At 73.1% G+C, this 23,304-nt stretch carries 19 protein-coding genes; 8 read left to right on the forward strand and 11 right to left on the reverse strand.

Annotated features, from left to right (window positions below; all coding sequences use genetic code 11):
- Window positions 1–7: 7 nt before the first annotated feature.
- The 3 genes from ACFFIC_RS03470 to ACFFIC_RS03480 all read left to right on the forward strand — a co-directional run bounded on the left by ACFFIC_RS03470 (window position 8) and on the right by ACFFIC_RS03480 (window position 7,681).
- Window positions 8–3,169 (forward strand): efflux RND transporter permease subunit, encoded by a 3,162-nt coding sequence (locus ACFFIC_RS03470; RefSeq protein ID WP_377048674.1) that lies wholly within the window; start codon window positions 8–10, stop codon window positions 3,167–3,169.
- Window positions 3,170–3,262: 93 nt separating this feature from the next.
- Window positions 3,263–5,272 (forward strand): DUF4214 domain-containing protein, encoded by a 2,010-nt coding sequence (locus tag ACFFIC_RS03475; protein ID WP_377048675.1) that lies wholly within the window; start codon window positions 3,263–3,265, stop codon window positions 5,270–5,272.
- Between the two features lie 69 nt (window positions 5,273–5,341).
- Window positions 5,342–7,681 carry a xanthine dehydrogenase family protein molybdopterin-binding subunit gene (locus ACFFIC_RS03480; RefSeq protein ID WP_377048676.1) on the forward strand — a complete coding sequence of 780 codons (2,340 nt, stop codon included), beginning with the start codon at window positions 5,342–5,344 and terminating at the stop codon, window positions 7,679–7,681.
- Window positions 7,682–7,709: 28 nt separating this feature from the next.
- On the opposite strand, the gene ACFFIC_RS03485 is transcribed toward ACFFIC_RS03480, so the two are convergent.
- The 7 genes from ACFFIC_RS03485 to ACFFIC_RS03515 form a co-directional block, all read right to left on the reverse strand.
- Entirely contained in the window at window positions 7,710–8,408 is a 699-nt protein-coding gene (locus ACFFIC_RS03485; RefSeq protein ID WP_377048677.1) for a hypothetical protein, read from the reverse strand.
- Window positions 8,409–8,548: 140 nt separating this feature from the next.
- Entirely contained in the window at window positions 8,549–9,151 is a 603-nt protein-coding gene (locus ACFFIC_RS03490) for an ABC-type transport auxiliary lipoprotein family protein (RefSeq protein WP_377048679.1), read from the reverse strand.
- Entirely contained in the window at window positions 9,151–10,179 is a 1,029-nt protein-coding gene (locus ACFFIC_RS03495; protein ID WP_377048680.1) for an MlaD family protein, read from the reverse strand. Before ACFFIC_RS03495 ends, ACFFIC_RS03490 begins: the two co-directional genes overlap by 1 nt.
- Window positions 10,179–11,000, reverse strand: coding sequence for an ABC transporter ATP-binding protein (locus tag ACFFIC_RS03500; RefSeq protein WP_377049264.1), 822 nt, complete (start codon window positions 10,998–11,000; stop codon window positions 10,179–10,181). Before ACFFIC_RS03500 ends, ACFFIC_RS03495 begins: the two co-directional genes overlap by 1 nt.
- Complete coding sequence (locus tag ACFFIC_RS03505; protein ID WP_377048681.1) at window positions 11,000–12,343, reverse strand: ABC transporter permease; 1,344 nt, start codon at window positions 12,341–12,343, stop codon at window positions 11,000–11,002. Before ACFFIC_RS03505 ends, ACFFIC_RS03500 begins: the two co-directional genes overlap by 1 nt.
- Window positions 12,340–13,647, reverse strand: a complete 1,308-nt coding sequence (locus tag ACFFIC_RS03510) for a flavin monoamine oxidase family protein (protein WP_377048682.1) — start codon at window positions 13,645–13,647, stop codon at window positions 12,340–12,342. Before ACFFIC_RS03510 ends, ACFFIC_RS03505 begins: the two co-directional genes overlap by 4 nt.
- An 88-nt stretch (window positions 13,648–13,735) precedes the next feature.
- A complete protein-coding gene (locus ACFFIC_RS03515) occupies window positions 13,736–14,740 on the reverse strand; it encodes a Bug family tripartite tricarboxylate transporter substrate binding protein (protein ID WP_377048683.1) in 1,005 nt (334 codons plus the stop codon).
- Between the two features lie 139 nt (window positions 14,741–14,879).
- Between ACFFIC_RS03515 and ACFFIC_RS03520 the strand changes: the two genes are divergently transcribed.
- Together ACFFIC_RS03520 and ACFFIC_RS03525 are read left to right on the forward strand one after the other, a co-directional pair.
- Complete coding sequence (locus tag ACFFIC_RS03520; protein ID WP_377048684.1) at window positions 14,880–15,698, forward strand: SDR family NAD(P)-dependent oxidoreductase; 819 nt, start codon at window positions 14,880–14,882, stop codon at window positions 15,696–15,698.
- 123 nt (window positions 15,699–15,821) lie between these two features.
- Window positions 15,822–15,995, forward strand: a complete 174-nt coding sequence (locus ACFFIC_RS03525; RefSeq protein WP_377048686.1) for a hypothetical protein — start codon at window positions 15,822–15,824, stop codon at window positions 15,993–15,995.
- Window positions 15,996–16,050: 55 nt separating this feature from the next.
- On the opposite strand, the gene ACFFIC_RS03530 is transcribed toward ACFFIC_RS03525, so the two are convergent.
- The gene (locus ACFFIC_RS03530) at window positions 16,051–17,055 is read right to left on the reverse strand and encodes a Bug family tripartite tricarboxylate transporter substrate binding protein (protein ID WP_377048687.1); all 1,005 of its coding nucleotides are present in this window, start codon (window positions 17,053–17,055) and stop codon (window positions 16,051–16,053) included.
- 123 nt (window positions 17,056–17,178) lie between these two features.
- On the opposite strand from ACFFIC_RS03530, the gene ACFFIC_RS03535 reads away from it, so the two are divergent.
- Window positions 17,179–17,397 (forward strand): DUF1289 domain-containing protein, encoded by a 219-nt coding sequence (locus ACFFIC_RS03535; RefSeq protein WP_377048688.1) that lies wholly within the window; start codon window positions 17,179–17,181, stop codon window positions 17,395–17,397.
- Between the two features lies 1 nt (window position 17,398).
- Here ACFFIC_RS03535 and ACFFIC_RS03540 read toward each other — a convergent pair whose 3' ends face one another.
- Window positions 17,399–18,175, reverse strand: coding sequence for a TrmH family RNA methyltransferase (locus tag ACFFIC_RS03540; RefSeq protein WP_377048689.1), 777 nt, complete (start codon window positions 18,173–18,175; stop codon window positions 17,399–17,401).
- Window positions 18,176–18,269: 94 nt separating this feature from the next.
- Window positions 18,270–19,973 (reverse strand): HWE histidine kinase domain-containing protein, encoded by a 1,704-nt coding sequence (locus tag ACFFIC_RS03545; protein ID WP_377048690.1) that lies wholly within the window; start codon window positions 19,971–19,973, stop codon window positions 18,270–18,272.
- Window positions 19,974–20,260: 287 nt separating this feature from the next.
- On the opposite strand from ACFFIC_RS03545, the gene ACFFIC_RS03550 reads away from it, so the two are divergent.
- The gene (locus ACFFIC_RS03550) at window positions 20,261–21,124 is read left to right on the forward strand and encodes a branched-chain amino acid aminotransferase (RefSeq protein ID WP_377048691.1); all 864 of its coding nucleotides are present in this window, start codon (window positions 20,261–20,263) and stop codon (window positions 21,122–21,124) included.
- Window positions 21,125–21,268: 144 nt separating this feature from the next.
- Window positions 21,269–22,048 carry an SPFH domain-containing protein gene (locus tag ACFFIC_RS03555; RefSeq protein ID WP_377048693.1) on the forward strand — a complete coding sequence of 260 codons (780 nt, stop codon included), beginning with the start codon at window positions 21,269–21,271 and terminating at the stop codon, window positions 22,046–22,048.
- A 16-nt stretch (window positions 22,049–22,064) separates the two neighbouring features.
- Here ACFFIC_RS03555 and ACFFIC_RS03560 read toward each other — a convergent pair whose 3' ends face one another.
- Window positions 22,065–23,195, reverse strand: coding sequence for a 2OG-Fe(II) oxygenase (locus ACFFIC_RS03560; protein WP_377048694.1), 1,131 nt, complete (start codon window positions 23,193–23,195; stop codon window positions 22,065–22,067).
- Window positions 23,196–23,304: the final 109 nt, after the last annotated feature.

Consider the following 23,304-nt stretch of genomic DNA (forward strand, 5'->3'; position numbering starts at 1 on the left):
GCCCCCCATGATCTCCGGCAAATTCGTCGATCGCCCGCGGCTCGCGATCGTCATCGCGATCCTGACCCTGATCGCGGGCGCGATCTCCCTTCTGCGCATCCCCGTCTCGCAGTTCCCCGACATCGTCCCGCCCCAGGTCTCGGTCGTGGCGCGCTATCCCGGCGCCTCCGCCACCGTGGTGGAATCCACCATCGGCCAGGTGCTGGAGGGCCAGATCAACGGCGTGGACCGCATGATCTACATGCGCTCCAACTCCGCCAACGACGGCAGCTACACCCTCAACATCTCCTTCTCGCTGGGCACCGACCCGGACCTCGCCACCGTCAACGTGAACAACCGCGTCCAGGCGGCGCTGGCCCGCCTGCCGCAGGAGGTGCAGCGCACGGGCGTGGTGGTGCGCAAGCAGTCCTCCGCCGTGCTGATGTTCGGCTTCGTTTATTCCACCACCAACCTCGACCCGCTGTTCCTGTCGAACTACTTCACCATCAACATGCTCGACGACCTCGCCCGCGTCCCGGGCGTGGGGCAGGTCAACGTCTTCGGCGCGCAGGACTATTCCATGCGCATCTGGTTCCAGACGGATCGCCTGATCTCGCTGAACATGACGCCGCAGGACGTGATCACCGCCATCCAGGCGCAGAACGTCCAGGCCGCGGTCGGGCGCCTCGGCGGGCGCCCCATCGGCGACGACCAGTCCTTCCAGATCAACCTCGAAACCAAGGGCCGCCTCGTCTCCCCCGAGGAATTCGGCAACATCGTCGTCCGCGCCAACCAGGACGGCTCGGTGCTGCGCGTGAAGGACGTGGCCCGCGTCGAGATCGGCGCCGCCAACGCGGACACCGAGAACCGCTTCAACGGCCAGCCCGCCATCGCCTTCGGCGTTTATCTCGCGCCCGGCGCCAACGCGGTCTCCGTCTCCACCGCCATGAAGCAGCGGCTGGATGAGCTGAAGGCGCGCTTCCCGGAGGGCGTGGACTACAACGTCTTCTACGACAGCTCGGACTTCGTGAACGAGACCATCCACGAGGTCATCAAGACCCTGCTGGAGGCCTTCGCCCTCGTCGTCATCGTGGTCTACCTGTTCCTGGGCTCCTGGCGGGCGACCATCATCCCCACCATCGCCGTGCCGGTCTCGCTGATCGGCGCCTTCATCATCCTCCTCGCGCTGGGATACTCCGCCAACACCGTCTCGCTGCTGGCCATGGTGCTCGCCATCGGCATCGTGGTGGACGACGCCATCGTGGTGGTGGAGAACGTCGAGCGGGTGATGGCCGACCACCCCGAGCTGTCCACCAAGGACGCCACCAAGAAGGCGATGGACGAGATCACGGCGCCGATCATCGCCATCACCCTCGTCCTGCTCTCGGTGTTCGTGCCCATCGCCTTCATCCCGGGCCTGTCGGGCGAGCTGTTCCGCCAGTTCGCGGTGACGATCTCGGCCGCCATGGTCATCTCGGCCATCAACGCGCTGACCCTCTCCCCCGCGCTCTGCGGCATCATCCTCAAGCCCCATCACGGCCCCCGCCGCGGCCCCATCGGCTACGTGCTGCGCGGCATCGACTGGACGCGGGACCGCTACGCGGGCGGCGTCTCGCGCCTGGTCCGCATCTCCTTCCTCTCCCTGCTGCTGACCGCGGGCTTCGGCTTCGGCATCTTCACCATCAGCAAGGTCACCCCCACCGGCTTCCTCCCCCAGGAGGACCAGGGCGCCTTCTTCGTCCAGGCCCAGCTTCCCCCTGGCGCCAGCGTGTCCCGCACGCGCGAGGTGGTGCGCCAGATCGAGGAGATCGTCCGTCCCATCCCCTCCGTGCAGGGCACGCTGGGCATCGTCGGCTTCTCGCTCATCGATGGCGGCGCGCAGTCCAACTCCGCCTTCATGGTCATCCGCATGAAACCCTTCGCGGACCGCGAGGGGGTGGCCAACTCCGTCCAGGCCGCGATCGGGCGCGTGTTCGGAACCACCCAGGGCATCCGCACGGCCAACGTCTTCGCCTTCAACCTGCCGCCCATCATCGGCCTCGGCACCGGCGGCGGCTTCGAGTACATCCTGCAGGACTACGAGGGCCGCGACATCAACGCCCTCGGCGCCGCCATGCTCGGCCTGATCGTGCCCGCCAACCAGGACCCGAACCTGACGGCGGTGTTCTCCACCTTCGCCGCCAACAACCCCTCCCTCTACCTCGACGTGGACCGCGACAAGGCGCAGGCGCTGGGCGTGCCGATCGCCAGCATCTTCTCCACCCTCCAGGCGGCGCTGGGCGGCATCTACGTCAACGACTTCAACCTCTATGGCCGCGTCTGGCAGGTGAACATCCAGGCCGAGGCCGCCGACCGCAACGACGTGGACGACATCTGGCGCATCCAGGTCCGCTCCAGCTCCGGCGAGATGGTGCCCCTGCGCGCGCTCGCTGACATCCGCACCGTGCTCGGCCCGCAGACCATCTTCCGCTACAACAACTACCGGGCCATCTCGATCAACGGCGCGCCCAAGCCCGGCATCTCCTCGGGCCAGGCGCTGGCCGCGATGGAGCAGCTCTCCAACCGCGTGCTGCCCAACGGCTACGGCTATGCCTGGACCGGCACCGCCTACCAGGAGAAGCTGGCCACGGGGCAGACGGCCTATATCCTCGCGCTCGCTGTCCTCTTCGCCTACCTCTTCCTGGTGGCGCTCTACGAGAGCTGGACCATCCCGGTTCCGGTGCTGCTCTCCATCGCGGTGGGCGTGCTCGGCTCCTTTGTCGCCATCCTGCTGGCCAACCTGTCGCTCGACATCTACGCCCAGATCGGGCTGGTGGTGCTGATCGCGCTGGCCGCCAAGAACGGCATCCTGATCATCGAGTTCGCCAAGGAAGCGCGCGAGCGCGGCATGCCCATCCGGGAAGCCGCGACCGAGGGCGCGCGGTTGCGGTTCCGCGCCGTCATGATGACCTCCATCGCCTTCGTGCTCGGCCTGGTGCCCCTGGTCACGGCCACCGGCGCCGCGGCGGTCTCCCGTCGCGCGGTGGGCACGCCGGTCTTCGGCGGCATGCTCGCGGCCTCCATTATCGGCATCTTCATGATCCCGATGCTCTACGTCGTGTTCCAGGCCACGCGGGAGAAGGTGAAGGGCTGGTTCGGCGCCCGCCCGCAGGAGGAGGCGCCCCGGGCCACTCGCAGCCCGGCCGACTAGAACCGCCGCATAATACCGGGGCCATGGCGTTGCTGCCTGGCCGCGGACATGGCAATATCGTTTCCATTCCGAAGCGGAATTGCCATGTGCGCTTTGTGTGACTTTGATGCGGCACCCCAGGGCCGGATCTGCGGCGGCGGCGGCATCCCCGCCGCCGCCCTTCCCTCGGCAAACGCCGCGTGGCCCGAAGCCTTCCTGCCCGGCGACGTGCCGCCCGCCCCCCTGGCGGCGGAGGCCGCCGCCGCGCCCGGCATCGAGATCACGGCTCTGCTCCGCAGCCCCAATCCCGGCTGGAACGGCGCCATAGGGCGCGGCGGCGTCGTCACCTTCAGCTTCGCCCAAACCCCCGAGGCAGGCACCACCCCCGGCGCCTTCGGCCGCCTGACGGCGGCCCAGGCCGCTTCCGCCCGCCTCGCCCTCGATGCCTGGGCCGACATGTCCGGCATCCGTTTCGTGGAGGTGCCCGACCGCGCCGGCGGGGGGGGCATCGACATCCGCTTCCAGAAGGAAAGCATGGCGCCGGAGACGGCGGGCTTCGCCCACTACCCGCCGAACGGCGCGATCAGCCTGTCCTCCACATATTACGAGACCGACCCGATGGAGCCGGGCTCATACGGCTTCCTCGTCCTGCTGCACGAGGTCGGCCACGCCCTCGGCCTCAAGCACCCCTTCGACGGTTCCATCGTCCTGCCGGCCACCCAGGACAACTGGCAGAACACCGTCATGTCCTACACCCACACGGGCCCGACCCCGGCCGGCATCCAGCCCCTCGATGCCGCCGCGATCGCCTATGTCTATGGCACCGAAGCCGGCCAGCCGGGCTGGGCAACGGGCGCGCGCTACGATGCCGCTTCGGATTCGGTGGTCATGACCGGCGACGGCGGCGCGGACACCATCTGGGGAACCGGCCGCCGCTCCATCGCCCACGCCGGCGGCGGCAACGACACCCTTCTCGGCGGCCGCGGCGACGAGCAACTCTTCGGCGAGGACGGGGACGACCGGATTCACGGCAGGGAAGGCGCCAACCTCCTCGACGGCGGGGCCGGCAACGACATCCTCACGGCCGGGTCCAGGCGCGACACCCTGCTCGGCGGCACCGGCGACGACGTGCTTTACGGCGGCGGCGGCGACGACTGGCTGGCCGGCGGCGCCGGGCTCAACGCAGTGGCCGGAGGCTCCGGCATCGACACCATCGCAATGGAGGCCGGGCGGCTCTCGTCGGCGATAACCCGCGTCGCCGAGTTCAACCTCCGCGTGAACGGCAACCCGATCACCGCCTTCAGCGGCACCATCGCCGACGCCGGTGAAACCACCGTCTTCCACGAGGTGGAGAACTTCGCCTTCCTCGACGGCCGCCTTGTCTTCGCCTCCTCCGATCCCGTCATGCAGGTTTATCGCCTCTACCAGGGCGCGCTCGGCCGGGCGCCGGACCCGATTGGACTGAACGGCTGGGCGGCCGACCTCCAGGCCGGCACCGGCCTTTCGGCCGTGGCCTCCGCCTTTGTCGGCAGCGCGGAGTTCGGCCTGCGATTCGGCGCGCCGGACAGTTCCGGCTTTCTCGATCTGGCCTACCAGAACGTTCTCGGCCGCGCCGCGGACCCGGACGGCGCCGCGCACTGGACAAGCCTGCTGTCCGGCGGGGCGTCCCGCGCGGACCTGATCATCGGCTTGACGGAATCGGCGGAAGCCAAGGCCCGGACCGCCGCGACCCTGCCCAACGGCCTCTGGGACCAGGACGAGAGCGCGGCCACCATCGCTCGGGTGTACCAGGCAGCCCTCGGACGCCGCCCGGAGGAAGCCGGGCTGCGGGGCTGGAAGGCCAGCCTCGATGCCGGGCTTTCCCTGGAGGACATGGCGCTCGGCTTCACCGCCAGCGCCGAGTTCGCAGCCCGCTACGGCACCCCCGACAACGCGGCCTTCGTATCCCGGCTCTATGCCAACGTCCTGGGCCGCGCGCCGGACGAGGCGGGCCTCGCGGCCTGGCGGGACGCGCTCGATGCCGGCGACACCGGCCGCGCCGAGGTGCTGCTCGGCTTCTCCGAAAGTCCGGAGTTCAGGCTCGCCAGCCAGGCCTGGATCGAGGGCGGCATCGTCTTCGCCTGAGCCGCCCCCTTCCCGGCGGCCCCCTCGATCGCACATGATCGCCCGAACGCGCATCAGGAGGATCGCAACATGGCGAAGTTCGGATTGAGCCAGCCCCTGCGCCGCATCGAGGACCCGCGCCTGCTGGTCGGCGGAGGGCGCTACACCGACGACCTGGTGGCCAACGGCACCGCCGCCGGCGCCGCCACCGGCCACATCCTCCGCTCACCCCACGCCCATGCCCGCATCCTGTCCATCGACACCGCGGCGGCCAAGGCCATCCCCGGCGTGCTGGCGGTGCTCACCGCCGCCGACTGGAAGGAGGAGGGGCTGGGCGAGATCCCCTGCTCCGTGCCGATGAAGAACCGCGACGGCACGCCCCGCGGCAACACCCCGCGCGGCGCCCTGGCGGACGGCTATGTCCGCCATGTCGGGGACCCCGTGGCCTTCGTGGTGGCCGAGACGCACGAGGCCGCGCGCGACGGCGCGGAGGCGATTGAGGTGGACTACGAGACGCTTCCCTCCGCCACCGAGCTCGCGACCGCCACGGCCCCCGGCCAGCCCCAGGTCTGGCCGGAGATCGCGAACAACACGGTGTTCGACTGGGAAACGGGCGATCCCGCCGACACCGAGCGCCTCTTCTCCACGGCCGCGCACGTCACGCGCCTGACCATCGTGAACAACCGCGTCGTCGTCGCCTCCATGGAGGGCCGCGCGGCACTGGCCGAATACGATCCCGCGACCGAGCGCTTCACGCTGCACGCCGGCACCCAGGGCTCCTGGCCGCTGAAGAGCACGCTGGCCGGCGCCACCTTCAAGATCCCGCCCGAGAAGATCCGCGTCGTCACGCATGACGTCGGCGGCGGCTTCGGGATGAAGATCTTCACCTATCCCGAATACGCGCTGTGCATGATGGCCGCCCGCCGCCTGCACCGCCCCGTGCGCTGGACCAGCGAGCGCACCGAGGCCTTCCTGTCCGACACCCACGGCCGCGACAACATCACCACCGGCGAGATCGCGCTGGACCGCGACGGCAAGTTCCTCGCGCTCCGCACCCGCAACATCGCCAACATGGGCGCCTATCTCTCCACCTACGGCCCCTTCATTCCCACGGCAGCCGGCACCAAGGTGCTCGCCAGCGTCTACGGCTTCCGCGCCATCCACGCCCATGTCATCGGCGTCGTCACCAACACCGTGCCGGTGGACGCCTATCGCGGCGCGGGCCGCCCCGAGTCGAACTACCTGGTGGAGCGCCTGATCGACGCCGCCGCGCGCGAGACGGGCATCGACCGCGTCGAGCTCCGCCGCCGCAACATGGTCCCGCCCTCCGCGATGCCGCACACCACCCCGGTCGGCCAGACCTACGACTCCGGCGACTTCAACCAGGTGCTGGACCACGCGCTCGCCGCCATCGACTGGCCCGGCTTCCCCGCCCGCCGCGCCGCCTCCGCCGCGAAAGGCAAGCGCCGCGGCATCGGCCTCGCCTACTACCTGGAGGCCACGGGCGGCTCGGACAGCGAGCGCGCCGAGGTCCGCTTCGCCGCCAACGGCACGGTGGAGGTGCTGGTCGGCACCCAGTCGACCGGCCAGGGCCACGAGACCGCCTATGCCATGATCACGGCGAACGAGCTGGGCATCCCCATCGAGAAGATCCGGATCATCCAGGGCGACTCCGACGAGATCCCGACGGGCGGCGGCACCGGCGGCGCGCGCTCCCTCTACTCGGAGGGCACCGCCATCCTCGCCACCACCGCCACCGTGATCGACAAGGGCAAGCAGGCCGCCTCCGAGGCGCTGGAGGCCTCGCCCGGGGACATCGAGTTCGAGGCCGGCCGCTTCGCCATCGCCGGCACCGACCGCGGCATGGGCATCCTGGAACTGGCGCAGCACCAGCAGGCCCGCGCCGCCCGGGGCGAAACCGTCACCCTGCTGGACGCGGCCGAGGTCGCGGCCATTCCCGCCCATACCTTCCCCAACGGCTGCCACGTCGCCGAGGTGGAGGTGGACCCCGACACCGGCCACATCGACATCCCCCGCTACCTCGTGGTGGACGATGTCGGCCACGCGCTGAACCCGCTGATCGTGCGTGGGCAGGTGCATGGCGGCGTCGCCCAGGGGATCGGGCAGGCGATGCTGGAGAACACCGTCTACGACAAGGAAAGCGGCCAGCTCCTGTCCGCCTCCTTCATGGACTATGCCCTTCCCCGCGCGGGCGACCTTCCCCCGATCGAGGTGGCGCTGGTTTCCATCCCCTGCCTCACCAATCCCCTGGGCGTGAAGGGCGCGGGGGAGGCCGGGGCGGTCGGCTCGCCGCCCGCGCTGATGAACGCGCTGGTGGATGCCCTCTCCGCCGACGGCATCACCCACCTGGACATGCCGGCCACCCCGGAGACCGTCTGGAAGGCGCTGGAAACCGCCCGCGCCGCCTGATCCCGAAGGTCCCCGCCCGGCGCCCCGCTCAGCGCATCGCCACCGCGATGTGCCCAGGCGGGGTGGCGGGCGGGGTGCCGGGCGCCTGGAGGAAGCGCACGCCCGTCACCCGGAACGCGTCACCCTGCCAGGCCATGTCGAAGGCCACCCCGCCCTCCCCCCGCGCCGGCCCGTATTCCAGCCGGAAGGAAGCCAGCCCCACCGGCCTGGCCGAGCGAAGGGAGAGCGCCGCCGGGCTGCCCTCGCCCTGCCCACCCCGGTTCCGCACCGCCAGCCAGGAGGCCACCGCTTCGGGCCGCGCCCAGGAGTCCGCCATCCGGTCCGCCATTCCCTGCAGGAAGCGCCGCGCCCCCTCCCCCGTTTCCCCGGCCACCTCGTCCCGCAGCCCGTCCCGCAGGCTGCCCATCGCGGCGGGAGCGTCGAACTGGCGCATCAACCCCGGCGCATCCCCCTGCCCCATCGGCACGGAGAGCCGCGCGGCCAGCATCCATGGCAGCGCGAACCAGGCGAGAAGCAGCACCGCCCCGGCCAGCAGCCCGGCCGCCGCGTGCAAGAGGGGGTTCCAACCCGCGCGGCGCGGTGCCGCCAAGGCGGGGGCGGCCCCCGGCGGCGTCGTGGCGTGCCGCTCCTCGGCGCGGGTCTGGGGCGTGCCGGTGCGCCGGACCTGCCGGGCGTCATACTCGGCCCAAACCTCGTCCCACACATCGGCGCGTCGAAGGGCATCCATAGGCGCTCGTCCCATCCGTATCAGGAACAGCGCTATTCTGGCGCTTCGTCTCTGTTTTTGAGACTGACGCCACAACCCTCACCACATCGTTAAGATCCCGCCGCGCGAGACAATCCACCTGGCCGGGATCGCGGCGCCCCTCAGGCGTAGCGCGCCAGGTCAGCCTCCAGCCGCGCCAGCACCTGCCCCAGCGCCGCCACCATTCCCGCCGCCTGGGCATCGGGGCCAAGCGGCCGCTCGGGTGGAACGGGGGCGGCGCCCTGCGCGCTGAACTGCGCCACCACGCGGGTGCCGAACTGGCTGGTTTCGCGCATCAGCACCGCGCTCATGGAGGCCACCGCCACGCCACGCCCGAGATCGACGTGCAGCGCCAGCAACTCGCTTTCCATCAGCAGGTCAGCGTTCCCCCGCGTGCCCGGCGCCAGCACGGCGGCAAAGGTGCCGGCATCCATCAGCCAGCGGCGCAGCGCCTGCTCCGCGGCCTCGGCCGGGGGCGCCGTCCATTCGGCGTAGAACTCGGTGGCCTCCGTGCCATCCGCCCGGATGGAGCGCAGCAGCTTGCCGTCCAGCCCCGGCGCCGCCCGCGTGAGGCGCATCAGCAGCGTCTTCGTGCCCCGCCGCCGCGTTCCGCCGGCCGGGCGGACGGGCGCCAGCGGATACCGCCGCGGCTCCACGTAGCTCTGGTTCACCACCCCGCAGGCCCCCAGCAACAGGGGCGCCGCCAAAACCAACCGACGCCGCATCACCGCCTCCCTCTCGCCCAGTCCGGCGCCGGCGGCGCCGGTGCCAGAAGGGATGCGGCCGGCGCCCGGCGCAACCCCTCCGTGGTTTCCCGCAGGTTGCCCGAGGCCGCCCGCAGGTCGCGCAGCGTCGGGGTCAGGTCCCCATTGATGTCGCCCACCGTGTTGGTGACCGACCGCGCCGCCGCCTCCACCTGCGCCACCGCCGCCGGCAGCCGCTGCATGCCCTGCTGCAACCGCTCCATCGCCGTGCTGGCGTTGCGCAGCGCGCCCCGCACCTCCGGCCCGCCGATCAGCCCGCGAGCCTCGGCGATCGTGCCGCGCAGGTCGGTGGAAAGCGCGGGCAGGTTCAGCTCCGACACCGTCCGCTGCAAGGTGTTCAGCGTTTCCGTCGCGGCGCGCGAGGCCTGGGCCACGTCCCCGTCGGTCACCTGCTTGCGCAGGTCCGACAGCAGCCCGGAGATGTCGCCCAGGATCTGCTCGATGGGCAGGTCCGCCACGCGCTGCGCCAGCTGCTCCGCCACCGTCGTCACCTGCGACACCGTGCTCGGCACCGAAGGGATCACCGGGTAGTCCGGGCTCCAGGGCGGCGTCTCCATGGGGAAGCGGTCCCTGTCCACGAAGTCCAGCTCCAGGTAGCCCACCCCGGTGATGCCGGTGGTCGCCAGCCGCGCCCGCAGCCCGTTCTGCACCGCCGCCTCCACGTTCGGCGCGTCCCGCAGCCGCGAGAGGTCGAGGGCGAAGCGCACGAGCACGCGCTGGTAGGCGCCGGTGAAGCTGTCGGGCGGCGGCGGATAGGCCGTCGCCACCAGGTTGATCTCCGAAACCTGGCCGAGCTGCACGCCGCGGAAGCGGACGGCCGCCCCCACATCCATGCCCGTGACGCTTTCGCGCACATAGGTCTCGAAGGTCTGTGTCTTCCGCCCGAGCTTGCCGGCCGTGAAGAACAGAACGAAGCCCACCCCCACGGCGAGGCCCACCAGGATCAGGATGCCGACGCGAAGATAGAGCCCGCGGCTCGAAGCGGGCATCAGGCCACCTCGCGCCGGAAGAAGCGGCGCACCGTGTCGTTGGGCGGCTCGTCGCGCAGGTGCCGCGGGTCGCCCTCGGCGATCATGCCCTGCGCCTCCTTGTCCAGCATGATGCAGCGGTCCCCGATCGCCAGGATCGACTGCAGCTCGTGCGTCACCACCACGAAGGTGGTGCCGAGGTCGCGGGCCAGGTCCTTGATCAGCTGGTCCAGCCCGGCGGAGGTCACGGGGTCCAGCCCCGCGCTCGGCTCGTCCAGGAACAGGATGGGCGGGTCCAGCGCCATGGCGCGCGCGATGCCCGCCCGCTTGGCCATGCCGCCCGAGATCTCCGCCGGCAGGCGCGATTCCGCGTCCCCCAGCCCGACCAGCCCGAGCTTCACGCGCGCCACGGCCTCCCTGGCCTCGCGGGGCAGGTCGGTATGGGCCTCAAGCGGCAGCATCACGTTCTCCAGAAGCGTCATCGAGCCGAACAGCGCGCCTGACTGCCACATGACGCCCAGGCGGCGCAGCAGGTTGCGGCGAACCTCCCCGCCCGCCGTCGCCAGGTCCCCGCCCAGGATGGTCACCTCGCCGGCCGTCGGCTCGTAGAGCCCGATCATGATCTTCAGCAGGGTGGACTTCCCGCAGCCCGACCCGCCCAGGATCACGAACACCTCGCCGCGCGAAACCCCGAAGGAAACATCGTGGAACAGGGTGCGCGTGCCGAAGCGCATGGCCACCCCCCGCGCCTCGATCACCCGTTCCGCCTCCCTGCCGCCGCCGGGCCCGGGCGTCCCGGCCCCCGCGGGCGCCGCCGCGCGATCCTCCAGCACCTCCCCCATCACCAGCCCAGCCGAAAGAAGAGCACCGCGAAAATCCCGTCCAGAACAACCAGCGCCACGATCCCGCCCACCACGGCCGAGGTCGCCGCGTCGCCCACCGCCCGCGGCCCGCTGCCCGCCGAAAGGCCGGCCCTGCAGCCGATCCCGGCGATCACCAGCCCGAACACCGCCGCCTTGCCCAAGCCGCCGAGCAGGTCGCCCATGTCGATCCCGATCTGCAGCTGGTTCAGCACCAGCCGCACCGGAAAGCCCAGGCTGAGCATCACGCCCCCCATGCCCACCAGCCCCGCCAGGTCCATCAGCAGCGCCAGCACGGGCATCGCGACGGTGGCCGCCACCATCCGGGGCAGCACCAGCAGCACCATGGGATCGATCCCCATGATCCGCAGCGCGCTGACCTCCTCGTTAACGGTCATGGTGCCGAGCTCCGCCGCATAGGCCGAGCCGGTCCGACCCGCCAGCACCACCCCGGCCAGCAGCGGTCCAAGCTCCCGCAGCAGCGAGATGCCGACCAGGCGGGGGATGAAGATCTCCGCGCCGAACTGCCGCATGGGAATGGAGGACTGGAAGGCCAGGATCACCCCGATCAGCACGCCCAGCAGCAGCGTGAGGCCGAAGGCGCGGGTGCCCACCTCGTCCAGGTGGCGCAGCACGTCGGCCACCCGAAGGTCGCGCGGGCGGCGGGCCGCGTTCACCACGGTGGCCGAGGCCTCTCCAACAAAGGCGGCGCTGTCCCCGACCGCGCCGATCCGCCCGACGCCCCAGGCCCCCAGCGCGCGGACAGGGCCCAGCCGGCGCGGCGGCGCCTGGGGGCTGGGCGGCGCCCTCACCGCCCCGCGCGAGCGTTCCAGCACCGCCCCCACGGCGCGCGAGGCCCCTTCCACCGGCACCTCGGCAGCCGCCTTCGCTCCCTCCGGCCCGGAACTCTCCGCCGGGGCTTCTCCCCCAGCCGCCGCCTGCGCCGCCATCACCAGCGCCGCCCCGCTCGTATCCAGCGTCTCCAGCCCGGACAGGTCGATGCGCCGCGCGCCCTCGGCCATCTTCAGCGCGCGCCGCCACACCGGCCCGGCCGTCAGGCTCGTCAGGCGCCCGGAAAAGCGCAGCACCTCGCCGTCCCGCTCCACCCCGGGCCCGGGGCCAGCATCCTCCCCGGCCGGCAGCGGGGCCACCGCCCCACCCGGCTCGGGCGCCGCGGCCGGCACCGGGCCTTCCCCGCGCTCCTCCGCCACGGGCACCGCCGCGGCACCGGGCGCGGAGGCGCGGTCGCCCCGGCCCGCCGCATCCGCCGCGCGCCGCCCGCCCTCCCCCTCGCCCAGGGGCGGCGCCTCGCCGGGCGCGCTCACGCCCGCGGGCCCGGCACCGGCTGGGCCGTGCCCGCCCGGTTCCGCAACAGGGCCGCGGCCTCCATCGCCGCCCCCGCCCCGCTCAGCCAGGCGCCGGCCAGGGTTCCCGCCAGGGTCGCGTGGCAGGCCTCCCCCGCCAGCCGCAGCCGCCCGCCCCCGACCGGCACGGAAAGCGCCCGCCGCGCCCCCGCCCGCCCCGGCCTGGCCGCGGCATAGGCCCCGCGCGACCAGGGGTCCGCCCCCCAGCCCGACACCACCGCCCGGTCCCGCCGCAGCGCGCGGTCCGCCCGCGCTCCATACATCCGCCGGAGCTCGGCGAGGGCGAAGTCCACCGTCGCCGCCTCGCCCGCCCGGGACAGCTCCCAGGCCAGGTCCCCGCCGGCGAAGCCCTCCAGGTGCCCGCGCCCGAAGGGCCAGGCCACGAAGGTCATCGCCCGCTCCCCTTCCTCCAGCCGCCGCTCGATCCCGCCGAAGGCCGGCACATCCAGCCGGTCCTCCCCGGCGGCGGGCAGGCCCACCTTGTTCAGCAGCCCCATGGGCAGGTCGTGCGCCGCCTGCTCCACCGCCGGGGGCAGCGCCGGGGAGAAGCGGATCCCCCCGCCCGCCAGCACGCCGGCGGAGACGGTCACCACGGCCGCCCCCGCCTCCAGCGCCCCGAAGGCCCCCTCGGCCCGCACGCGCGCCCCACCCCAGTCGATCCGGTCCACCGGGGCGGACAGGGTGATGGGCAACCCTTCCGCAAGAACCTCCAGCAGGTGCCCGCACCCGTCATGCGGCAGCAGGTTCGGCCCGCTGAGCAGCGTCGAAAGGTAATCCTCCAGGTCGATCGCCGCGGCCTCCGCCGCCGCGATCACCGGGCCTTCCCAATGGGTCAGCGTCGCGTCCCAGAAGCCGCCGCGCGGCGCCGCCTCCCCGAGGCTCGCCCCCGGGCCGAGCCGGGCGGCGGCCAGCCGCACCGCCAACCCCCAGGCCCGCTCCGCCCGCCCGTAATCCGCCGCCTCCGCCTCGGCCGCCCAATGGTCCCCCACCCACACGCGCGAGGTCCGGGCGGTGTCGTGGTCGAACAGCCCCAGCCCCCGCGCCGCGGCCAGCGGCACCAGCGGATTGGACTGCGCCGCGTGCAGCCAGGTCGCGCCCAGGTCCATCGGGACGCCCAGCGAATGGTCCGTCAACGCCCGTCCGCCCACCCGCCCGCGCGCCTCCAGCACCCGCACGGACAGCCCGAGGGCGCGCGCCTCGCGCGCCGCGGCGATCCCCGCCGCCCCCGCCCCCACCACCAGCAGATCGCATTCAGCCGAGCTCATGCGGTGCTAATGGGTCCTTTGCCCGCGGGTTGCCACCCGCGCCGCGGCAGTGTTTCATTCCGACGCAAGAAGGGCGGCCGCGCCGCCCTCAGTCCAGCTTCACCCCGGACATCTCCACCAGCCGCTTCCAGGCCGGTGTTTCCCGCTCGATCTGCGCCGCCAGCGCCGCCGGACTCTCGCTCAGCACCACGTCGTAGCCCAGCGGCTTCAGCCGCGCGATCAGCGCCGGGTCCGCCGCCGCCTGCCGGATCGCCTCCAGCAGCCGCCCCACCACCGGCTCCGGCGTGCCCGCCGGCACCATCAGCGCGTTCCACGAAAGAATATCCAGCTCACCCAGCCCGAGGTCGGCGAACTCCCCCATTCCCGGCACCTCCGGCGCGAAGTCCAACCTGTTCTTCGAGGACAGCGCCAGCGGCCGGAACTTGCCCGCCTGCACCTGCGGCATCAGCGCCGGGGTCACGTCGAACATCATGTCGATGGTGCCGGACAGCAGGTCCGTGATGGCCGGCCCCCCGCCGCGATAGGGCACGTGGAGGATGCGCGCCCCGGCCATGGCGTTGATCGCCTCGATGCAAAGGTGCGACGAGGTGCCCGGCCCCGAGGACCCCATCTTCACCTGGTCCGGATTGGCCTTGGACCAGGCGACCAGCGCCCGGAAATCCGTCCATCCCCGCCGCGCCGCCGCCTCCGCGTTCACCACGCAGATCAGCGCGCCCGAGGTGATCAGCGTCAGCGGCTGCAGGTCGCGCACGGGGTCGAAGGGCAGGCGGTTGTAGAGCGTGGGATAGGCCGTCAGCGTGACCCCGCCGATCACCCCGATCACCGTCCCGTCCGCCGGGCCCTTGGCCACGGCATCCGTGCCCAGGATGCCGCCCGCCCCGCCCCGGTTCTCCACCACCACGTTCTGTCCGAGCGCCGGGCCCAGCCGCTCCGCCACCATCCGCCCCAGGAGGTCGATGGCGCCCCCGGGCGGGAAGGGCACGATCACCCGCACCGCCCGCCCCCCGGCCACCGGCTGCGCCGCGGCGGGCCCCAGCCCGTGCCCGAGCCCGAGCAGCAGCGGGGCAGCCATCAGGTCCCGGCGTCGCGGCATGGCGCTCTCCTTCATCCCCTGCGCAGCGCCGGGCAAACCCCGGCCGCGCGGCGTTCCCCGCAGAATGGCCGGGCCGCCCCCGCCCGGCGAACGAATTTTCGCGCAGCACCCCCCGGCGACAGCGGCGAGCCCCTCGGCCATGATCGGCGGGAACAGCGGGGACGAGCGCAGCATGGCCGAATCGGGCGAGTTCACGGGGCGGCACGCCGTCGTCATGGGCGGCAGCCGCGGCATCGGGCGATCCATCGCCCTGGCCTTCGCCGCCGCCGGCGCCTCCGTCGCCATCTGCGCCCGCGGCGCCGAGGCGCTGGAGGCCACCCGCGCGGAGCTCGCCTCCCTGGCCGCCCCCGGCGCCCGCATCCACGCCGCCCCCTGCGACCTTTCCCGGGCCGAGGCCATCGCCGCCTTCATTCCCGCCGCCGCCGGGGCGCTGGGGGGCATCGACATCCTCGTGAACAACGCCTCCGGCTTCGGCCGCGCGGATGACGAGGCAAGCTGGGCCGCCTCCCTGTCGGTGGACGTCATGGCCGTGGTCCGCGCCAGCCAGGCGGCCCGCCCCTTCCTGGAGGCATCCCCGGCGCGCGCCACCGGCGGCGCCGGCATCGTCAACATCGCCTCCATCTCCGCGCTCCGCCCCACCAAGCGGAACCCGCCCTATGCCGCGGTGAAGGCCGCGGTGATGCAGTACACCTCCAGCCAGGCGAAGATGCTGGCCGCCCAGGGCATCCGCGCGAACTGCGTCGCCCCCGGCTCGGTGGAGTTCCCCGGCGGCACCTGGGAACGCCGCCGCACCGAGGACCCCGCCCTTTACGACGCCACCCTCGCCTCCATCCCCTTCGGACGCATGGGCCGCCCGGAGGAGGTGGCCGAGGCCGTGCTCTTCCTCGCCTCCCCTCGCGCCAGCTGGATCACCGGCCAGAGCCTCGTGGTGGACGGAGGCCAGCTCCTGGGGCCCTGAGGAACCGGGCCGGCAGCGGCCGCGCACCGCCGGCCACACCCTTTCACTTGATCACGATCCAGTGAGGCGGCATGATGGGGGCGGCCGCCCGGACCGGGCCGGCATCCCGAGGAGGATCCGCAGGTGACGGCAAGCCCCACATTCCCCGACATGACGCAGGAGGACCCCGCAGTCCTCGCCACGCTGGTGGAGGACCTCGCCCGCTTCGCGGAAGGACGGGGAACGGCGCCGCTCGGCGCCTTCCTCCGCGACCTCGCCGACCGGCTCTCCAGCGGGCGCGCGAGCCCGGCGCCCTGAGCCTCACGCCCTGAGCCCGGCGCCCCCACCCTGGCGCCAGGCCCACCCGCGGGGATCAGTCCAGCGTCGCGCCGGACTGCTCCACCAGCCCCTTCCACAGCGTGTCCTGCTGCGCGAGATACGCCGCATAGGCGGCGGGCGTCTCGTCCCATACCGGCGTGAAGCCCAGCGGCTCCAGGCGGCTGCGGAAGTCGTCCGACTTCACCACCTGCAGGATCGCCCCGTGCAGCCGCTCCACCACGGCGGGCGGCGTGTTCGCGGGCACGTTCACCGCGTACCAGCTCTGCATGTCGATGTTGGCCGAGGGCAGCAGCTCCTTCATGCCCGGCACGTCGCGAAGCTCCGGCACGTAGCTCACCCGCTCCGCGCTGCCCACCGCCAGGGCCCGGAAGCGGCCCTCGCGCACATGGGGCATCAGCGCCGGGATCACGTCGAACATCATGTCGATGTTGCCCGAGACCAGGTCCGAGATGGCCGGCCCGCCGCCGCGATAGGGCACGTGGGTGATGTCGATCCCGGCCGCGCGGCACACGGAGGACAAGGTGAGGTGGCTCACCGTGCCCGTGCCGGAGGAGCCCATGGTGATCTTGCCCGGATCCTTCTTCGCCGCCGCGACCAGGTCGGCGAAGTTCCGCCAGGGGCGCTGCGCGTTCACCACCAGAAGCACCGTCCCGGTGGTCACGCGCGTCACCGGCGCCAGGTCGCGCACGGGGTCCAGCGGCATGGAGCGGCGATAGAGATACTTGTTCGCCGCCATGATCGAGACCGAGCCGAGCAGCATCGTGTAGCCGTCCTTCTCGGAGCGGGCCACGAACTCCGCCCCGATGTTCCCGCCGGCGCCGCCGCGGTTGTCCACCACCACCGTCTGCCCCAGCGCGGGTTGCAGCCGCTCCGCGAGCAGCCGCCCGGTGATGTCCACCGCCCCGCCCGGCGCGAAGGGCACCACCACGCGCAGCGAGCGGTTGGGAAAGGGCGCCTGGGCCAGCGCGGGACGTTCGAGGGCGGGCAGGGCCAGCGGCAGGGAGGCGGCACCCAGCAGGGCGCGGCGGCGGATCGTCATGGGCGAATCGCTCCGGGCTTGAACAACAACTGAAACGGAGAAGGCCATGTCGCCCCGGGCGATGGCCGGGGCAACCCCCGCGGCCTCCCTTCCTTACCCACGCAACATCCGGAAGCCACGCCCATGGACCCCGACGAACGGCCCTGCATCAAGATCTGCGAGCACGAGGACGCCACCGGCTGGTGCCTCGGCTGCGGCATGACCAAGCTGGAGCGCAAGGCCTGGAAGCGCGCCCCCGCCTTTCGCGCCACCATCCGGGACTCCCTGCCCGCCCGCCTCTCCGCCCTGGCCGGCCAGGGCCACCGCACCGGCCCCGCCGCCGGGAAGAAGCCTAAGGACTGAGCTAGCGCCGCGCCGCCAGCGCGTGGATCAGCACGGCCGCCGCCACGGACACGTTGAGGCTCTCCACCCGCCCCGAGCCGGGCAGCGTCACCCGGTGGTCGCAGGCCGCCGCCACGACCTCGGAAACCCCCGCCTCCTCGTTGCCCAGCACCAATGCCAGGCAACCCGCCGCCGGCAGCCGCTTCATGATCTGCTCCGGCGCCACCCCGCCGGAGGCCACGGCCGCCACCGTCGGCACCCCCAGCGCGGGCAGGGTGGCCAGCAGGTCCGGTGCCTGCCAGAGGCTCAGCACCTCCAGCCCCCCCTCGCTGGTGCGGAAGGCCGCGTCCGACAGCCCGGCCTGCCGCGGATCGCCCGAAAGCACCATGCCGATGCAGCCGAAGAAGGCCGCCGAGCGCGCGATGGCACCCAGATTGTGCGGGTTGGACACCCCGTCCAGCACGGGCAACACGGGCGCCACCCGCAGGGCCGGCGCCAGCGGCAGGGCCAGCACCGGCATCCGCCTGCGCGCCGCCACCGCCACGATCCCCCCGTGGTGAACCGTGCCCGCGATGCGCGCCAGCTCCTCCTCCCCCACCTCCCGGTAGGGCTTCCGCGCCTCCGCCAGCACCGCGCAGAAGGGGTTCGCCTCCCGCCGGCGGGACGGCAGGTGGAACAGCCGCAGCACGTCGCGCGGCCGGCGCGCGAACACGGCGGACACGGCGGCCAGGCCGCAGAGCCGGTCCGGCTCCGGCGGGCGCGGGGGCCTTGCGGCGGGCTGGGGGGGCGTCCGTTCCATCGCCCGCATCCACACCGCCGCTCCCGGCGGGTCAAGCCGTGCGGCCGGTGGCCGGCGCGTCAGGCCGCGCGGTCCGGGGCGGGCAGCCGGGCCGTCACGCCGCGCCCGCACCCATGGCGTTCCTCCCGCGCTCCTCGGCCAAGAGCGGAACCTCGATCGCCGAAACCAGCCCGCCGGGTTCCCAGCGCATGTCGATCGTCCCGCCGAGCTGCCCGCGCACCACCGATTCCAGCACCCGGGTGCCGAAGCCGCGCCGGGTGGGGGGGCCCGCCACATCCGGCCCGTCGCGCTCCACCCAGCGCAGCCGCAGCCGGCGCGGGACCTCGCCGCCCGCCCCGTCCGGGTCGGACGAGACCTCCCACGAGATCAGCACCCGCCCGCCGGGCGCGGCCAGCGCGCCGTGCTTCACCGCATTGGTGGCGAGCTCGTGCGCCACCATGGCCATCGGCTGGATCACCACCGGCGGCAACAGCACGGAAGGCCCCTCCAGCTCCGCCGACGGCCCCGCCCCCCCGCGCGCGACGAAGGGCTCCAGCTCCGTCCGCAGCAACTGCTGCAGGCTTACGCCGCGCCACTGGTCGGCGGCCAGCAGCGTCTGCGCCCGCGCCAGCGCCAGCACCCGCCCCTCCACCGACGCCACGAAGCTCGCGATGTCCGTCCTCGGCGTCAGCCGCAGCGCTGCCTGCACCACCGAGAGCGCGTTCTTCGCCCGGTGGTCCACCTCCCGCGTGAGGAGGCGGAGCCGCGCCTCGCCGGCATGGATCTCCGCCGTCCGTTCCTCCACCCGCCGCTCCAGCTGCGCGTTGAGCCGGTCCAGCTCGCGCGCCTGCCGCCTCGACAGCGCCGCGAGCGAGAGCAGCGCCGCCGCCGCCCCGCCGGCCAGCACGCCATACACCACCACCCTCCCGTGCCAGGGCGCGACGATCGCGGCATGGGGTTTCCCGTGCACCAGGAAGGCCGGGAAACCCTCGACCCGGCGCAGCACGTAGAGGCGGTCCACCCCGTCCAGCGGCGAGGTGCCGCGGAACACGCCGTCCTCGCCGGCCGCCAAGGCGCGCCCGACCGGCCCGTCCGGATCGACGTGCCGCGGCTGGTCGGGGTCGAGCGCCGGCCTCCGCGCGAGCAGCAGCCCGTCCCCGCGGAGCAGGGCGATGGCATCGCGCGGGTCGGACGCGGCGCGGTCCCAGTAGGCGGTGAAGCTGCTCTGCCGGATCGCCGCCGCGATCACCCCCGCGAAGCGCCCGTCCTGCCCGGCCCGCCGCAGGGTCAGGAAGAACAGCGGCTCCCCGCTCACCCGGCTGCGCAGGGGCGCCGCGACATAGGGCACGATCTCCGGGTGCTCCTGGTGCCAACGGAAATACGGCCGGTCGCTGACGTCGATCCCGCGCGGCGGCACCGGGCGCTCGGAATCGACCAGCGGCCTCCCGTCGGTCCCGATCACGGTGATGCCGAGCTCGTCCCCCGCGAAACGCTTCAGCGAGCGCAGCCGTTCATGGAACAACCCGGGCTCCGCGAGGATCTCCGCCTCCGAAAGCCCGCGCAGCCACTCCTCCGTGGCCCCCAGCGCCAGCGCCTCGAAGCGGAACACGTTGCGCGCGTGCCCGGCCAGCGTCTCGGCGGTGGAGCGGAGGTCGCGCTCGGCGGCCGCCAGCGTCCGCGAATAATCATGCGCCGCCACGCCCAGGAAGATCAGCAGCGGGATCACGGCGGAGGCCGCCAGAAGCAGGTCGTCCACCCCGCGGCGCCGGCGCCCCTCGGCGCGCGCCAGGGCATGCAGTTCCCGTTGGTCCCGCGGCATCGTCCCTCCAGGCGTGCCCGCGGCGAAGACCACAGCATGGGCCAGCAATCGTCCCAGCCCAGCGAAGCGCGCGGCTGCGGGCCGGTGCAATCGTTCGTAGCCGATAGCGGGTTCGGCCTTCCAGAACAAACTCCGCGGCGGGTGGCAGGGGCGACGACCCACGCCGGGGCGCCGCCGCGGGCACCGGTTCCCCGCGCGCTGCCCCCTTCACCCCCTGCCCCCCGGCATGGCAGGGTCCGCACCCTCTGCCGGGTCACCGGCTCCTTTCACCGCGCGGGAGAGAACACATGGCCGGCGTCTTCTGGCATCTCGGCAACTGGTCCACCGAGGAGCCCAAGGTCCTCGGCCCCATGGACCACGCCTTCTGGCTCGGCTCCGTCATCTTCGACGGCGCGCGCGCCATCCGCGGCACCGTGCCCGACCTCGACCTGCACTGCCGCCGCTGCGTCCAGTCCGCGCGCAACATGCTCATGGAACCCACCATGACCGCGGAGCAGATCGAGGAGCTCTGCCGCGAGGGCGTCCGCCGCATGCCCCCGGACGCCGAGCTCTACATCCGGCCGATGTTCTTTGTCCGCCGCGGCCTCGGCGCCGCCCAGCCTGACCCCGAAAGCACCGAGTTCATCCTCTCGGTCTACGACGCCCCCCTGCCGCCCGCGACCGGCTTCTCCGCGATCACCGCCCCCTTCCGCCGCCCCGCGGCCGACATGGCGCCCACGGATTCCAAGGCCAGCGCCCTCTACCCCAACTCCGCCCGCGCCACCGCCTGGGCGAAGAAGCACGGCTTCGACATGGCCGTGGTGCTGGACGAGGCCGGCAACGTCGCCGAATTCGCCTCGGCCAACATCATGATGGTCAAGGACGGCGTGGTGATGACGCCCGCCGCCAACGGCACCTTCCTCGCCGGCATCACCCGCGCCCGCATCATGGACCTCCTGCGCAGATCGGGCCGCGAGGTGCGCGAATGCATCGTGACCACGGCCATGCTCGACACGGCCGACGAGATCTTCGCGACGGGCAACTTCGGCAAGGTCCAGCCCTGCACCCGCTACGCCGAGAACCACATGCAGCCCGGCCTCGTCGCCGCCGAGGCCCGGCGCCTCTACTTCGACTGGGCCGAGGAAAGCCGCATCCTGCCCAAGGCCGCCTGAGCCCCGGGCGGCAGCCCCGGCCGGTTTGTTTCGCAACCCGGAACGAACCGGCCATCCCCGGCAAAACCCGCACCCGGTCCAGGGGTTGAGACCCCACGCCCGGGCCCGCTCCCTCCGAATGCCCGGGCGGCCTCGGAACAGGGAATGCGCGCCGCCACCATGCCTCGGGACAGCCACGACCCCGCCCCGGCCGCCGTGCGCGCCGTGCAGCGCCGCCCCCGCACCACCCTGATCTGCCTCGCCATCGCCGGCCTCGTCATCGCCGCCCTGATGCTGGACCGCGCGGTCAGCATCCGCCCCGGCGCCGCGCAGCGCATCCTGGTCAGCCGCGGGGGCGAGGTCGTGGCGGTTTACGGCCCCGGCCAGTTCGCCCTGGCCAATCCCTGGAGCGAATCCCTCTCGGTCATCGACATGGCGCTCGCCACCACCGACCGCAGCGCGCCGGACCGCGGCATGCCCGCGCTGTCCGCCGAGGGCCACGCGGTCACGGTCTTCGGCACCGCCTTCTGGCACCACGGGGAGGAAGCCGACCTGCGCTGGCGCTTCGGCCATATCCGCGGCGACGCGGACCTGATGCCCCCGCTCATGGCCGCCTCCGTGCAGGCCGTGCTGGGCCGCACCGGCCTGGAAGCCGCCATCCGCGACGCCGCCGCCCTCCAGGCCGCGCTCACCGAGGAACTCCGCGCCCGCGCCCGCGCCCTGCTCCACATCGAGGTCGCGGCCTTCGCCGTCACCCGCCTCGACCCCGGAGAAAGCTTCCGCCAGGTCGTCGCGGAGCGCGAGATGGGCCGCGCCCGCGCCGCCTCGGTCGCCGCCTCCCCCGCCCTGGCCACGGAAAACCCGAACGCCGTGGAGGTGGAGCGCATCCGCCGGTGGGACGGCCACGGCATCATCCCCGACCTCCCGCCACGCATCGCGCGCTGAGGCGCCGGCCCGGCCGCTACGCCTCCGCGGGCAGTCCCAGGAAGCGCCGCCCTTCCTCCCGCACCTTCGCCGCGGCCTCGTCGTACAGGAAGGGCAGGGTCGCGAAGCGCACGCCCTCCCTCACCCGCGTTGCCTCGTGCAGCAGCGAGCAGGAGAACACCACCGCCCCGCCCGGCGGCGGGCGGTAGAGCCTCGGCCCGAATTCGGGGAACCACAGGTCGCCGCCCTCGAAGGAGTCGTTCAGGTTGATGCTGACGGCGAAGCGCCGGTGCGCCGTGCCGCGCGTGGTGTTGTCACGGTGCGCGCGGAAGTGCCCGCCATCGGCGGCGTCGTAGCAGGCGACGATATAGCGCTCGATCCGCGTCGCCTGGAACTGGAAGGAACGGCGGATCTCCGGCACCAGCCGCCGCACCAGCCGCTCGCGCAGCGCGGCCCGCACGGCCTCGTCCGCGATCACGTGGTCCTTGCGCCGCTTATGGCCGGAATCGATCTGCGGCACCGTCCGCCCGTCCACGTCGCGCATGAAGCCGCTCTCGGTGCCGCCATGCGCCTCGTAGATGTCGATGAGCCCGCGGCAGAAGTCGGGCTCCAGAACGCGCGGCAGCACCAGCACCGGAGCGGGAACCTCCGCCCCCGAATGCAGCGCGGGCGGGGGCAGCGCGGCCAGCGCCGCGAGGAGCGCCCCGATCTCCGCCACCGGCGCGTGCGCCAACACCCGCAGCATCGGGTCCAGCAGCAGCGCGAAGGGGGAATAGACGGGCTTCTCCCCTTCCACGGCGGGCGCGGCATAGGCGCCGAAGGCGCGGCTGACGGCCAGGTCGTGGTCGCGGAACACGCGCAGCCCCGGCACCGCATCCGCCAGCCGCGGCGCCGCATCCGCGGGGTCGGCGGTCACGGCATAGGCGCAGGCCCGCGCGTCGTCGAACAGCCCTTCCACCCGCGCCCGGCCCAGGGCCTCCCACGCGGCGGCCGAGGCCGGGTGGGAGGATGAGCCGAGAAAGGCCAGCAGCACGTAGCGCCCGGCCACGCTGTCGAAGGCGTAGCGCGGGTTGCCGTCGGTCGCGGCATGGAACATCGGCACGGGATCGCCCGGCAGGAAGCGCGTGGCGGAGGCCGGGCGCGGCGGCGAGGCGGAGGTGTCGGACATGGCGGCGGCGCCCGGCAGGGAATGGGGCGCCCAGGCTACCAGCCGCGCGGGCCCCTCGAACAGCCCGCGGCCGCAACGACGCGCCGCCCCCCGGCCCTGCCGGGAAAGC

The sequence above is a fragment of the Muricoccus vinaceus genome (assembly GCF_042433125.1).
In the GTDB taxonomy this organism is placed as follows: domain Bacteria; phylum Pseudomonadota; class Alphaproteobacteria; order Acetobacterales; family Acetobacteraceae; genus Roseomonas; species Roseomonas vinacea.

Bases quoted from the DNA above. Each gene is read 5' to 3' on its own strand.
- ACFFIC_RS03520 (WP_377048684.1), top strand. From the start codon at position 14,880: ATGATCGGCGGGAACAGCGGGGACGAGCGCAGCATGGCCGAATCGGGC.
- ACFFIC_RS03490 (WP_377048679.1), bottom strand. From the start codon at position 9,151: ATGCGGCGTCGGTTGGTTTTGGCGGCGCCCCTGTTGCTGGGGGCCTGC.
- ACFFIC_RS03535 (WP_377048688.1), top strand. From the start codon at position 17,179: ATGGACCCCGACGAACGGCCCTGCATCAAGATCTGCGAGCACGAGGAC.
- ACFFIC_RS03555 (WP_377048693.1), top strand. From the start codon at position 21,269: ATGCGCGCCGCCACCATGCCTCGGGACAGCCACGACCCCGCCCCGGCC.
- ACFFIC_RS03480 (WP_377048676.1), top strand. From the start codon at position 5,342: ATGGCGAAGTTCGGATTGAGCCAGCCCCTGCGCCGCATCGAGGACCCG.
- ACFFIC_RS03545 (WP_377048690.1), bottom strand. From the start codon at position 19,973: ATGCCGCGGGACCAACGGGAACTGCATGCCCTGGCGCGCGCCGAGGGG.
- ACFFIC_RS03550 (WP_377048691.1), top strand. From the start codon at position 20,261: ATGGCCGGCGTCTTCTGGCATCTCGGCAACTGGTCCACCGAGGAGCCC.
- ACFFIC_RS03485 (WP_377048677.1), bottom strand. From the start codon at position 8,408: ATGGATGCCCTTCGACGCGCCGATGTGTGGGACGAGGTTTGGGCCGAG.
- ACFFIC_RS03530 (WP_377048687.1), bottom strand. From the start codon at position 17,055: ATGACGATCCGCCGCCGCGCCCTGCTGGGTGCCGCCTCCCTGCCGCTG.
- ACFFIC_RS03515 (WP_377048683.1), bottom strand. From the start codon at position 14,740: ATGCCGCGACGCCGGGACCTGATGGCTGCCCCGCTGCTGCTCGGGCTC.
- ACFFIC_RS03500 (WP_377049264.1), bottom strand. From the start codon at position 11,000: ATGGGGGAGGTGCTGGAGGATCGCGCGGCGGCGCCCGCGGGGGCCGGG.
- ACFFIC_RS03540 (WP_377048689.1), bottom strand. From the start codon at position 18,175: ATGGAACGGACGCCCCCCCAGCCCGCCGCAAGGCCCCCGCGCCCGCCG.
- ACFFIC_RS03510 (WP_377048682.1), bottom strand. From the start codon at position 13,647: ATGAGCTCGGCTGAATGCGATCTGCTGGTGGTGGGGGCGGGGGCGGCG.
- ACFFIC_RS03470 (WP_377048674.1), top strand. From the start codon at position 8: ATGATCTCCGGCAAATTCGTCGATCGCCCGCGGCTCGCGATCGTCATC.
- ACFFIC_RS03495 (WP_377048680.1), bottom strand. From the start codon at position 10,179: ATGCCCGCTTCGAGCCGCGGGCTCTATCTTCGCGTCGGCATCCTGATC.
- ACFFIC_RS03560 (WP_377048694.1), bottom strand. From the start codon at position 23,195: ATGTCCGACACCTCCGCCTCGCCGCCGCGCCCGGCCTCCGCCACGCGC.